The organism is Clostridioides sp. LIBA-2809, assembly GCF_056688965.1.
In genome coordinates this window covers 1,077,007-1,089,615 of the sequence record NZ_CP197004.1, presented here as the reverse complement: position 1 = coordinate 1,089,615, position 12,609 = coordinate 1,077,007, and the positions used below count along the sequence as shown (strand labels likewise).

The 12,609-nt window shown below is 29.1% G+C and carries 14 protein-coding genes; 2 read left to right on the top strand and 12 right to left on the bottom strand.

What is annotated here, in order from left to right; genetic code table 11:
- The first annotated feature begins 259 nt into the window (after positions 1 to 259).
- Complete coding sequence (locus ACTG44_RS05310; RefSeq protein WP_479921426.1) at positions 260 to 1,102, top strand: CvfB family protein; 843 nt, start codon at positions 260 to 262, stop codon at positions 1,100 to 1,102.
- A 97-nt stretch (positions 1,103 to 1,199) separates the two neighbouring features.
- Here ACTG44_RS05310 and ACTG44_RS05305 read toward each other — a convergent pair whose 3' ends face one another.
- From ACTG44_RS05305 to ACTG44_RS05295, 3 genes are all read right to left on the bottom strand, one after another.
- Entirely contained in the window at positions 1,200 to 1,346 is a 147-nt protein-coding gene (locus tag ACTG44_RS05305) for a hypothetical protein (protein WP_479921425.1), read from the bottom strand.
- A gap of 165 nt (positions 1,347 to 1,511) precedes the next feature.
- Complete coding sequence (locus ACTG44_RS05300; RefSeq protein ID WP_021383769.1) at positions 1,512 to 1,775, bottom strand: zinc ribbon domain-containing protein; 264 nt, start codon at positions 1,773 to 1,775, stop codon at positions 1,512 to 1,514.
- Positions 1,776 to 1,899: 124 nt separating this feature from the next.
- Positions 1,900 to 2,784 (bottom strand): AraC family transcriptional regulator, encoded by an 885-nt coding sequence (locus tag ACTG44_RS05295; RefSeq protein WP_479919963.1) that lies wholly within the window; start codon positions 2,782 to 2,784, stop codon positions 1,900 to 1,902.
- 295 nt (positions 2,785 to 3,079) lie between these two features.
- Between ACTG44_RS05295 and ACTG44_RS05290 the strand changes: the two genes are divergently transcribed.
- Positions 3,080 to 3,859, top strand: coding sequence for a class I SAM-dependent methyltransferase (locus ACTG44_RS05290; protein ID WP_021383800.1), 780 nt, complete (start codon positions 3,080 to 3,082; stop codon positions 3,857 to 3,859).
- Between the two features lie 102 nt (positions 3,860 to 3,961).
- On the opposite strand, the gene ACTG44_RS05285 is transcribed toward ACTG44_RS05290, so the two are convergent.
- The 9 genes from ACTG44_RS05285 to ACTG44_RS05245 all read right to left on the bottom strand — a co-directional run bounded on the left by ACTG44_RS05285 (position 3,962) and on the right by ACTG44_RS05245 (position 12,476).
- Complete coding sequence (locus ACTG44_RS05285; protein WP_479919962.1) at positions 3,962 to 4,342, bottom strand: GNAT family N-acetyltransferase; 381 nt, start codon at positions 4,340 to 4,342, stop codon at positions 3,962 to 3,964.
- 215 nt (positions 4,343 to 4,557) lie between these two features.
- On the bottom strand, positions 4,558 to 5,739 hold the full coding sequence (locus ACTG44_RS05280; RefSeq protein WP_479918318.1) for an NAD(P)-dependent malic enzyme: 1,182 nt from the start codon (positions 5,737 to 5,739) through the stop codon (positions 4,558 to 4,560).
- A gap of 66 nt (positions 5,740 to 5,805) precedes the next feature.
- A complete protein-coding gene (locus ACTG44_RS05275; protein ID WP_021383770.1) occupies positions 5,806 to 6,354 on the bottom strand; it encodes a Fe-S-containing hydro-lyase in 549 nt (182 codons plus the stop codon).
- Positions 6,355 to 6,366: 12 nt separating this feature from the next.
- Positions 6,367 to 7,206 (bottom strand): fumarate hydratase, encoded by an 840-nt coding sequence (locus ACTG44_RS05270; protein WP_479921424.1) that lies wholly within the window; start codon positions 7,204 to 7,206, stop codon positions 6,367 to 6,369.
- Positions 7,207 to 7,404: 198 nt separating this feature from the next.
- Positions 7,405 to 7,875 (bottom strand): Cys-tRNA(Pro) deacylase, encoded by a 471-nt coding sequence (gene ybaK, locus ACTG44_RS05265; RefSeq protein ID WP_021383743.1) that lies wholly within the window; start codon positions 7,873 to 7,875, stop codon positions 7,405 to 7,407.
- A 121-nt stretch (positions 7,876 to 7,996) separates the two neighbouring features.
- Positions 7,997 to 8,695 (bottom strand): ABC transporter ATP-binding protein, encoded by a 699-nt coding sequence (locus tag ACTG44_RS05260; RefSeq protein WP_479921423.1) that lies wholly within the window; start codon positions 8,693 to 8,695, stop codon positions 7,997 to 7,999.
- Positions 8,683 to 9,468: an ABC transporter permease gene (locus tag ACTG44_RS05255; protein WP_479919960.1), complete on the bottom strand. Its 786-nt coding sequence runs from the start codon at positions 9,466 to 9,468 to the stop codon at positions 8,683 to 8,685. The genes ACTG44_RS05260 and ACTG44_RS05255 overlap by 13 nt, the downstream gene beginning before the upstream one ends.
- Positions 9,440 to 10,435, bottom strand: coding sequence for an ABC transporter substrate-binding protein (locus ACTG44_RS05250; protein WP_479919959.1), 996 nt, complete (start codon positions 10,433 to 10,435; stop codon positions 9,440 to 9,442). Before ACTG44_RS05250 ends, ACTG44_RS05255 begins: the two co-directional genes overlap by 29 nt.
- Positions 10,436 to 10,541: 106 nt before the next feature.
- Positions 10,542 to 12,476 carry a YgiQ family radical SAM protein gene (locus ACTG44_RS05245; protein WP_479921422.1) on the bottom strand — a complete coding sequence of 645 codons (1,935 nt, stop codon included), beginning with the start codon at positions 12,474 to 12,476 and terminating at the stop codon, positions 10,542 to 10,544.
- Positions 12,477 to 12,609: the final 133 nt, after the last annotated feature.

Below are 12,609 nucleotides of genomic sequence, written 5' to 3'. Positions count from 1 at the left end.
TTTGGTATATACCAATTATACTTTAAAAGAAATTTTATTTCAATACTTTTAACTTATTTTGTAAAAATTTTAGTAAAATCTAAAGACAAAAAAGAAATTGGAGTTTATACTATATAGGAAGCTAGAGAATTGAAAAATGCATAAATAACTACATTATTTATTTCAAATTTCACTAATACTAATACATATACTGTGACAAACTACTACATAAGTATATTATGGCTAAATTATAAATATAAAATGAGAGGATGATTTTAATTTGATAAACATAGGTGATTTTAATAAACTTACAGTGAAAAGAAAAACTGAGTTTGGATATTTTTTGGATGGACAAACTAATAACACAAAAGACGATATACTTCTTCATAATAGATTAATCGGAAAAAATGAAGTAAATATAGGTGATGAAGTAGATGTCTTCATATTTAAAGATTCTGATGATAGAACTGCTGCTACTTTAATACCTCCTTTAGCTAAGGTTGGAGATGTAGCACATTTGAAAGTAGTTGACAATACAGATGTTGGAACTTTCATAGATATGGGACTTTCTAAGGATATACTAGTTCCTTTTAAAGCTAAGACTTATCCATTATTTAGGGATGAAAAATATTTATTTTATATATATTTAGATAAAAGTAAAAGAATTGCTGCTACTACAGATATAGATTCATATTTATCAACAGACCATACTTACAATGTAGGAGATGTTGTAACTGGAATTGTATATGGATTCCAAACTAATAATTCTGCCATGATATGTGTAGATAATAAATATGCTGGTGTAATACTTCATAATGAATACTTTACTGAATTAAAAACTGGCGATGTTCTTGAAAATTTACATGTTATAAAGGTATATGAAGATGGAAAACTAGGACTTTCTCCTAGAGGAAATAGAAAAGATGAACTTGATACTTTAGAAAATAAAATTTTAAGTTATTTAGAAGGCTCTGATGGATATATGAGATTTAATGATAAGTCTGACCCTAAAGATATTTCTATATTATTTAATTCAAGCAAGAAAAATTTTAAACGTGCTCTTGGAGTGCTTATGAAAAAAGGATTAATTTATCAAGATGAAGAAGGAACTTATCTAAAGTAGAATAAAAATTTTATACTGTAAAAAAAGAAGTAAAAATGAAAGATATTTTCTATTTCATATTTACTTCTTTTTTAATCTGATAATTGGCTAAAGATTCTTAATCAGATAAATCTTGAGGTAAAAAAGACATGGATAGATAAATAGCGTAGAAAGGACATATTTTAAGCTTTGCCGTTTGAGGATAATGTAGATTTAACCATACAATAAGAATTGAACTCTCAGCCAACAACAAGTGGTATGCCATAAGGCATACCACTTGTTGTTAATATCATATTTTATATTCTTCTGCATACACTTCCTTGTAAACTGACCTAATACATTATTTAAATAAATCTAATCAGCATTCAGAATCAATATATTTATTATTAATTTTTATAAATTTTATGCTATCTACGAATTTTGTATAAATTTACTTCCAACGTTTTAATGTTGGAAAGAAACTATTCATCATTGTTCTTGCTTCATCTTCAGTCATGCCTTTATTACTTTCAAGCATAGGAGGTATACAAACCTCTATCATCTCTTTCATACTTATATCTGCTATAAATTCACCATCTTTAAAACAATAGCTACAGTAATCAGTACTTTTACTTCCATCTTTATTTGTCCCATATAATTCATCAGTTTGTCCCATTGGCATAGCACAACATTGGCAAAATTTAGTTTCTTCCATTTTAAATCACTCCTTATATTTTTCTTTGGCTCCTAACCATATTCAAATTATATCAAGACTAATATGACATTATTATGTCATATTAAAAATAAAAAAACTAATAAAATTATTCCATATAAAAAACTCATTTCAAGTTTTCCATATCTCTATATTCTTTTGGAGAATATCCTGTTTTTTCTTTAAAGCATTTACCAAAATGGCTCATTTGGTTAAACCCAATAGTTACAGCTATATTACCAATAGGTTCATTTGTATGTTTCAGCAGTTGTGTTGCTTTTAATAAACGAATTTCATTTAGATATTTATATGGTGTAGTATTTAAACTGGATTTAAAACATCTTGAACATTCTGATTTACTAATATTTGCACTCTTTGCTAAATCCTCTAAGGTTAAATTTTCTGAGTAGTTTTCTTCAATATATCGAAGTATTTTTTGTATACGGATATTCACTATATTTTTTTGTTTTCTTTTTGGGAAATTAATATTCTTTATCATTGTAAGCCAAAGAGAAGAAAGGCAAACTAGTACCTCATATATATAAAATTCTGTTTTATTATTTTCTATATCTGCTAATTGACTCAAAACAGACAATATTTCGTCATGCCAAACACTCCCCTGTATAAAGTGATAGAAAGTAAATTGTTCGTTCTCTACCACACTATCAACAAACGATTTTACATAAGCTCCAGCATAAAATTCTAAAAAATAGTTTGGAAAAATAAAACTATTATAATGACAATCTTTAATACGTTTTACATGATGTATAACATTTTTGTTGATGAAGATTCCTTCTCCTGTTTTAACTTGAACAATGTCATCAAGAGTCGTAACTTCGATTGCTCCACTCAGTACATATATAAATTGTAAATCATCATGCCAATGCATGACTTGAAAACCGAGATTTTTCGGATAAGATTTGTCATTGACTACATCAAGAGCAAGATAAGGAAAATCAGTATTTATATTCAGATTTATGGAATTGATGTATTTTTCTTTTTCTAAATCCAATGTTCATCTCTCCTTTGGTAATATTGTGATAATAATTGGTGTTTTTTTAATATTTTTTTGAAGTTTATCGTGATAAAATCATAATATGAACAATGATAAAAGTCAATATAACAATGAAGATATGACTATGATTTTCACATATGGAGACATGTAAATAGATACAGATTTATTCTCTTACACACTACATTATCAGTCAACAAATATCAATAAGAACACAAATTATAGTCTGTAAAAAGATTTAAAAAAGATAAAATAAGGAGGAAACTAACATTGAAAATAAGAAAGGAACCGCACTATGAAACCATCAAATTTAGAAATACTTAATCAGTCTTTCGATGTACAAGCCCCTAATTTTGAAAGTGATACTGTACAATTTTCAAAACAAGATTACTTAGATTATACTCTGTCCAATATAGCTCCCAATAAACATGATACTATTTTAGAAGTAGCTTCGGGAACTTGTATTTGTGGACGTTTCTTCTCACCTTTTGTACAAGCAGTAGTATGCTTAGACGCAACAATATCTATGCTACAAGCTGGAAAGAAAGAAGCAGATAAAAATCACTTAGATAATATGTTTTTTATGAAAGGTTGTGCAGAGGAACTTCCATTTTTAGATAACAGTTTTGATATTGTATTTTCTCGTCTTGCTTTTCATCATTTCACAAACGTAAGCACTGCATTTTCAGAAATGGTAAGAGTATTAAAACCTAATGGTAAATTAATAATGATTGACATGGAAGCTCCTCACGAAACATTGAGAAGTATAGAGGATAAACTTGAAACTTTGCGTGACCCATCTCATGTAAAAAACTTAAGTAGAGATGAAATGCAAAAACTATTTGAAAATTATGGTTTACACATAGAAAAATGTGACTCAAAGAAAATCGAGCAAAATTTAATGGCTTGGCTAGACTTAACCTTTACCAATGAAACAGCAAAAGAAAAGATTATCACTTGTATGCAGGAAGATATAAATGGTAAGAGAAAAACTGGCTTTTATCCTTTTCAAAATGATAAGGGCATATGTTTTAATCAAAATTGGGTTTTTATATTGGGAAGAAAAAGTATATAGTAAATATCATAACTTGTGTTAATAAAGATAGAGAGATACACAGATTAGCTGTGTAATCTCCCTTATCTTGTATCATCATATCAAGACTAATTCAATTGCCAACTATCGTTTCTTTTTTATTGTGTAGGATTGTAAGCTCCTTTGGCATCCGTTTTTTTCATAGAACTCTTCTACTCCTGATTGTGCACCAAAGTACAACATGGTTGGTGTATTTTCTTTGGCAAGCTGTAGAAGTCTACTGCCAATACCTTTTTTCTGATACTCTGGAAGAACAAGTAATTCTGTAATTGTTCCAAAATAATAGCCATCCGAAAGAATTCGTAGGCAGCCCACAAGCACTTTATCATCATAAGCAGTTATATTCAATGTTTTCGATAATGCTGTCTGTGTTTTATCCATATCATAATCACCTGGCCATATTCTGTTAACGAATGGTATAAATATTGATACATTAAGTTCTTGGTCATTAACTTTATATTCCATTATTTATTGCACCTCCACAAATTTAAATTTTTCACTTTATCATACCCGTATTATATCACTCACATATAAGCACAACAATAAAAATCAACACGACAAAATATAATGAGTATCATTAGATAGTAAAAATGCCCATATATCCAATAAAATAAGGATATACGAGCATTTATAAATATTTTTAAAAATAAGACAAATCATATATAAAGTTTATAAAAAGATTATATTCTATTTACTTTAGTTTTTATAGCTGCTTCTTTAACTGCCTCAGCAACATTTTTTACAACATTTTTATTAAATACATCTGGTAATATGTACTCTGGACATATTTCCTCATCACTTATAGTATTGGCAATTGCATATGCAGCAGCTATCTTCATCTCTTCATTAATTTCTTTAGCCTTAACATCAAGTGCCCCTCTAAATATTCCTGGGAAAGCCAATACATTATTTACTTGATTAGGAAAATCTGAACGACCAGTTCCCATTATAAATGCTCCACCTAATTTTGCTTCCTCTGGCATTATCTCTGGAGTAGGATTTGCCATTGCTAATATTATTGGCTTTTCAGACATACTTTCAACCATTTCCTTTGTAACAGCTCCTGGACCTGAAACACCTATAAATACATCTTTTCCTTTTATAATATCTTTTAAAGAACCTTTTTCATTTCTTATATTTGTTACTTCCAACATTTCTTTTTGAACATAATTTAGATTTTCTATACTAGCTTCTAATGCACCACTTCTATCACATAATATTATATTCTTAACATTCATATTAAGTAATATCTTTGCTATAGCTATACCAGCAGCTCCTGCTCCATTTATAACTATTTCTAAATCTTCCATTTTTTTGTTTTCAATTAACTTTATTGAATTTATTATAGCTGCTGCAACTATTATCGCTGTTCCATGTTGGTCATCATGAAAAACAGGTATACCTAAAGATTTTTTTAGTCTCTCTTCTATCTCAAAACATCTTGGAGAAGATATGTCTTCCAAATTTATTCCTCCAAATACTGGTTCCATCAATTCAACAGATTTAACTATCTCATCTACATCATTAGTCTTTAAACAAATTGGAAAAGCATCTACATTTGCAAATTGTTTAAATAATATAGCCTTACCTTCCATAACAGGTATAGATGCTTCAGCACCAATATTACCCAATCCAAGCACAGCACTTCCATCGCTAACTACTGCTACTAGATTACCTTTAGAAGTATATCTATAAACATCATCTTGACTTTCATGTATTTTTAAACAAGGTTCTGCAACACCTGGCGTATATGCTGTTGATAAATCGTCCTTAGTTTTAATTTCTACCTTACTTTCTACACTTACTTTTCCTTTATTAATTTCATGCATTTCTAATGCCAATTTTGCATAATCCTTATACATCAATTTTCCTCCTTAAAATATATACAACTGTTTTTAAATTTTGATATGCATATAAATTTCTAAACTTTATTTACATTCATAAAGTGCTCGACCTTGCTCATATATATTATTCCCATAGCTATCTATAGCTACTGTAAGTTTAAGGTCTTCTACTACAATCTTTCTTATAGCTTCAGCTCCTAAATCTTCATATGCAATAATTTCACATGATTTTATTGAATTTGAAATATATGCTCCAGCTCCACCTATCGCAGCAAGGTAGACTGCTCCATATTTTTGCATACCTTCTATAACTTCATCACTTCTTTTTCCTTTGCCTATCATCAATCTAAGACCTCTTTCTAAAAGAGGTATAGTTAAATCATCCATTCTATAACTTGTTGTTGGACCAGCAGCACCTATAATTTCGCCTGGCTTTGTAGGAGTAGGACCTACATAATATATTCCTTGACCATATACATCAAATGGTAATTCCTCTCCTTTATTTATACACTCTATCAATCTTTTATGAGCAGCATCTCTTGCTGTATAAAGTATACCACTCAAACTAATTGTATCTCCACAATTTAATTTAGCTATATCAATTTCACTTACAGGCGTAGTTATCTTTATCATTTTATTTTCCTCCTAAATTACTACCTTTTTATGTCTTGATGCATGGCAGTTTATGTTTACAACAACAGGAAGACCTGCTATATGTGTAGGAAAAGTCTCTATATTTAGACCTAAAGCTGTTGTAGTACCTCCCAAACCTTGAGGTCCTATTCCAAGCTTATTAATAGATGCTAATAATTCACTTTCAAGTTTAGCTATATTTTCATCTTTATTAAATTCTCCTAATTCTCTAAAAAGTGCTTTTTTAGCTATTTGAGCACATTTATCCACAGTTCCGCCTATACCAACTCCTATTACCATAGGAGGACATGGGTTAGGTCCAGCGTCTGAAACTGTATCTATTATAAATTTTTTAATTCCTTCCAGACCATCTGATGGTTTTAACATTTTCATCTTGCTCATATTTTCGCTTCCAAATCCCTTGGCTGCAAATTCTATTTTAACTTTATCACCTTTCACCATCTCATAATGAATAATAGCTGGTGTATTATCTTTTGTGTTCACTCTGCTAATTGGGCTTACAACAGATTTTCTTAGGTACCCTTCTTCATATCCCTGTCTTACTCCCTCATTTATAGCATCAGTAAGCGTATCACCTTCAATTACAACCTCTTGTCCTAATTCAACAAAAAATACAGCCATACCAGTATCTTGGCATATTGGTATATTTTTTTCTTTTGCTATTTCAGCATTTTCAACTAATATATTTAATATATTTTTTCCAACTTCACTCTTTTCACTTTTAGCTCTTTCTTTTATACAGCTTAAAACATCTTCTCCTAAATATAAACTTGCTTCTATACAAAGTTTTTTTACATGTTCAATAATTTGTTCAGACTTTATTTTTCTCAAGCGAACATCCCTCCATTACTTTATAAAAAATATTCGTGATTATACTTACACTTTACCATTATTCTTAAAATTTCTCAATATTTTTGTACAATTACATATAAGTAACTGAATATTTATTTCAGAGTTATTACTAATGTTATAAACAATATAACTCTTATCATTAAGCATATAGTCTCTATGTTTTTTATGTAATTTTTATTATTTTATTACATCTACAAATTCTACTTGTATAAGCTTTTGTAAATCAAATGGTGACAGTTCTATTTGATATCCTATTTTACCTGCACTCACGATAATTGTATCTAAATTTTTTGCACTTTCATTTACAAAAGTTCTATAAAGTTTTTTCATACCTATAGGAGAACATCCGCCTCTAATGTATCCTGTAAACTTATTTATATCTTTTACATGAATCATCTCCACACTTTTCTCCTTAGCTACTTTTGCAGCCTTTTTTAAGTCCAAGTTTTCATGTACTGGTATTACATATACATAGATATTCTTACTAACTCCTTGAGTTACTAAAGTCTTATATACTTCATTTACATCTCTTCCTATATCATGTGCTACCTCAACACCATCTACATGTTCACTTTTCACTTCATAAGACATTACTTTATAATCAATTTTATTTGAATCTAAGATTCTCATAGCATTAGTCTTAACCATATATTCACTTCCCTCTCATAAAATACGAACATTATACATCTTTTCGAATATTCTGTACTATTTTAATGTAGTCTTATACTTTTAAATAAGCATATTTTAAAATAACAGTATTATTATAACTCTATATTAACTTCAAAACTTCATTTTTTTCCAATTCCTTAGAATTTTTTAGTATTTTTTTTATTCTAATAGGAGAATCACCTAAAATAAATATTCTATCCGCTAAAAATAATGCTTCCTCAATATTATGAGTTACAAATAACACAGTTCTATTTTCTTTTTTTAGTATATCTCTAAAATTATCCATTATAATTTGTGTATTTTTTGCATCAATAGATTTAAATGGTTCATCCATAATAATATTTCTTGATGGATATATAAAAGCTCTAGCGATATTTACTCTTTGTCTAAGACCTCCACTAAGCATTTGAGGATAGAATTTTTTATATTCACTAATTCCAACCAATTCTAAATACTCGTCACAAATTTTATTTAGTTGAGTTTTATTATAGTATCTATTTACGACTATCTTTATGTTTTCTTCTACTGTTAACCAGTCTATAAGTCTATCATCTTGAAATATGTAACTAGCTTCCAATTTACTTTCTCTTTTATTCAATTCGTCTTTGATATTTAAATTGTTAGTATCATTTTTAATAATTCCACTTATTATATTCAAAAGTGTAGTTTTTCCACACCCTGATTTTCCAAGAATACAATTAACCTCATTCTCATAAAAATCAATATTAAAATTTTTAAATATAATATGCTTATCATATCTTTTATTTATATTTTCAATACTTAGCTTCATCTTTTCCATAAAAAAGCTCTCCTTGCTAAAGACTTTTGAGTTATTTGCAAAATGGCGGAAATTAAAAGAACAATAATTATCCATGCAAATATTCCAGATGTATTAAAATTAATTTTTTCAGTCTGTATCATAGTTCCAATACCATATGTAGGTTGACTATACACCTCTCCTGCTATAGCAACTTTCAAGCTCAAAGAAAAGGTTGATACTAATATAGATATAATTTGAAATTTTATGGCTGGCAAATAAATTTTTAATACCTTATCTACAAATCTTATTTTATACACACTTGCCATTTCTAACAAGTTCTTATCTATATTAAATATAGCTCCCAAAACGTTATCATATAAGATAGGAAAAACTATAGCAAAGCCAACTATAAAAGGTGTACTATCTTTTTCAAACCAGATAAGTGCAAGTACTACCAATATCATAGTTGGTATTGAACGTGCTAAAGCATTGATTGGTTTTAATAAATTTCTAAAAAACCTACTTAAGTAAGACATTATTGATAGTATAATAGCAAAAATCATAGCAAATAAAAAACTAAAAAAACATCTGCCCAGAGAATAAAGTACATCTATATAGAAAGTAGAATTTAGTATGATTTCTTTAATGCTATTAAATACTTGAGTTACTGTAGGTAAAAATATGTCATTATCAACTTTTAAAGCGATAATTTGCCATAAAAATAAGAGGATAACACAAGAAAGTGTTACCTCTAATTTATCTATAAATTGTTCTTTATTTTTTTTATTTCTCAACAAAGTATATTGCTTCATCTGGTACTTTGCCTCCTAATGTCTTATCATCAAAATCAGCCAATTTATCATAGTAGTTTTTGTAGTCTTTGACCATGTCTTTAACTGGAATATATTTTAAATTAGCTCTTTCAAGAGCTTTTCCTATTATCTTGGATTCCGTAGATATTTTTATTTTTTCAGAATATGCCCCTAATTCTTCAGGATTTTTATTTGCCCAATCTATACTATTTGATAATTGACCGACAAAAGAATCCACAAAATCTTTATTATCTCTTAAGAACTCAGATTTTACAATTAATGTAGATTGAGGATAACCATCTTTTGAACCACTTACTTCCTTCCATGAGTCATTTAAACTTTTTATAATTTTTATATCTGGATTTTTAGACATCAAGGCACTAAGTGCAGGTTCTGGAACAATACCTGTTGTAATTTTACCAGTAGCCAATAATGGTACTAATTCACTTGCTGAATTCACATAATTGAATTTTATATCTGAAGAACTTATATCTTTTTGTAATAAAAGGCTCTTTATAGTTATATCTGGAGTAAGTCCTTTACCAGTACATCCAACTTCTTTACCAATTAAATCAGAATAGTCTTTTATATTTTCTGTTGACACTAAATAAAGTGAACCCATTCCTACAGTACCAACAATGTTATATGCTGAAGTTTTATTATATGCTATTGCAGCCATGTTTGATGGAACTATAGCTATATCTATATCTTTTTTCATCACTCTAGTAGAAATCGCCTCTGGTGTCTTCTCAATACTATACTTTGTCTCGTAGCCTTCTTTAATTTCTGGATTTTCATTTGCAAGTTTAGCTATTGCTACTGCTGGTAATCCATCTGGAACAGCCACTTTTACTTCTTTAACAACTGATAACTCTTTTTTTGGAGATTTACCTTTTTCTGATGTACATCCTCCCAAAAAAACTACCCCAAATACTACTAACAATATTATAGAAATATACTTTTTCATCTTTTCCTCCCAAAGCTAACATCTTATAAAATAATTATATTTATTTATATTAATTTCTGTTAATTTATCGAATTATCCTTCTTATTTAAATATTTTTATTTATATTCTAATATTTTTTCTTTTTTTTAGTTGAATTTTTTTGTTGATTCTTATTAGTTTTGTTATTTGTATTAGCTCTTTTATTTTTATTTGCACCTTTAGATGTATTTTTCTTAGAATTATTTCTGTTAAAATAAGGCTTCTCATCTCTTGGCTTTATTAGACATCTATGTCCAAAGCCAATTAAATCTTCTCTTCCTGCTTCTACTAATGCAGAATACACTAAATCATAATTTCTAGGTGCTCTATACTGTAATAAAGCTCTTTGCATCGCCTTATCACGTTTTGACTTAGGTACATAAACTGGTTGCATTGTAAGTGAGTCTATACCTGTATAAAACATTGTTGTAGATAGTGTCCCAGGAGTCGGATAAAAGTCCTGAACCTGCTCTGGTTGATAATGAGTATCTCTTAAATACTCAGCTAACTCTATAGCACTGTTTAATGTTGAGCCAGGATGACTAGACATTAAATATGGTATTAAATATTGCTTTTTACCCAATTCTTCATTTATAGCAAAAAACTTCTGTCTAAACTTATCATAAGTTTTTCCTGCTGGCTTTTGCATATATTTTAAAACTTCTTCTGATATATGCTCTGGTGCTACCTTTAATTGACCACTTACATGATGTTCTATCAACTCTCTAAGGAACTTATTGTTTTTATCTGCCATTACATAATCGTATCTAATACCAGAACGCACAAATACTTTTTTTATTTTAGGTAATTTTCTTACAGTTCTAAGTAAGTGTAGATACTCACTATGGTCTGCATCTAGATTTTTACATGGTGATGGTGATAGACATTGTCTATTTTTGCAAGCACCTTTAGTAATTTGTTTATTACATGCTGGCCTTCTAAAATTAGCTGTTGGCCCTCCAACATCATGTATATATCCTTTAAAATCATCCAAATTTGTTATTCCTATCGCTTCATCAACAATTGATTTTTCGCTTCTACTTTGCACTGCCCTACCTTGATGAAATGTTATTGCACAAAATGAGCAACTACCAAAACAACCTCTTGAACTTACTATACTAAATTTAACTTCTTCTATCGCTGGTATACCACCAAATTTTTCATACACAGGATGATATGTCTTTTGGTATGGTAATCCATAGACTTCGTCTAATTCTTCTCTGCTAAGTGGCTTCTCTGGCTTATTTTGTACTAAATACTTACTCCCCTGATGCTGAACAATTACATTTCCTCTAAATGGGTCTTGTTCATCATATTGAATTTTAAAAGCCTCTACATACTTCATTTTGTCTTCACATATTTCTTTATATGATGGAATTAATATATATTTATCATATACTTCATCTAATGTATCTGCAACATAACATGTCCCATCAATATGTCTAATATATTTTGGGTCATATCCATCATTAAGTGCATTGGCTACCTCTACAATCTGCTTTTCACTCATACCATAAACTAATAAATCAGCTCCACTATCTATTAACATAGATTTTCTGACCTTATCACTCCAATAATCATAGTGTGCAAATCTCCTTAAACTCGCTTCAATCCCACCTATTATTATTGCAACATCACTATATGCTTCTCTTATTTTATTGCAATAAACTATAGTAGCTCTATCTGGTCTATGTCCCATTTTTCCACCTGGAGAATACATATCCTTCTCCCTATGTTTTTTGCTAACAGAATAGTGGTTAACCATAGAGTCCATATTCCCTGCATTGACTAAGAATCCAAGTCTAGGCTTTCCTAACCTCATAAAATCTTCTGTAGTCTTCCAATCTGGTTGAGCTATTATTCCAACCTTGTAGCCAGCATTTTCTAAAACCCTGGATATTATTGCTGTCCCAAAACTATGATGGTCTACATACGCATCTCCTGTAACTAGAACAAAATCTAATTCTTCCCATCCTCTATCTATCATATCCTGTTTACTTATTGGTAAAAACTTATTTTCCATATTATCACCTGCTTAATATATATTTAACAAATATTTTTTCATACAAAAGTATCTTTCTATTTTGTTCTTAACGCTTAATTATATCACAAAAAATACTTAAAACCACAACTTAAATGATTTATATAGACATTTT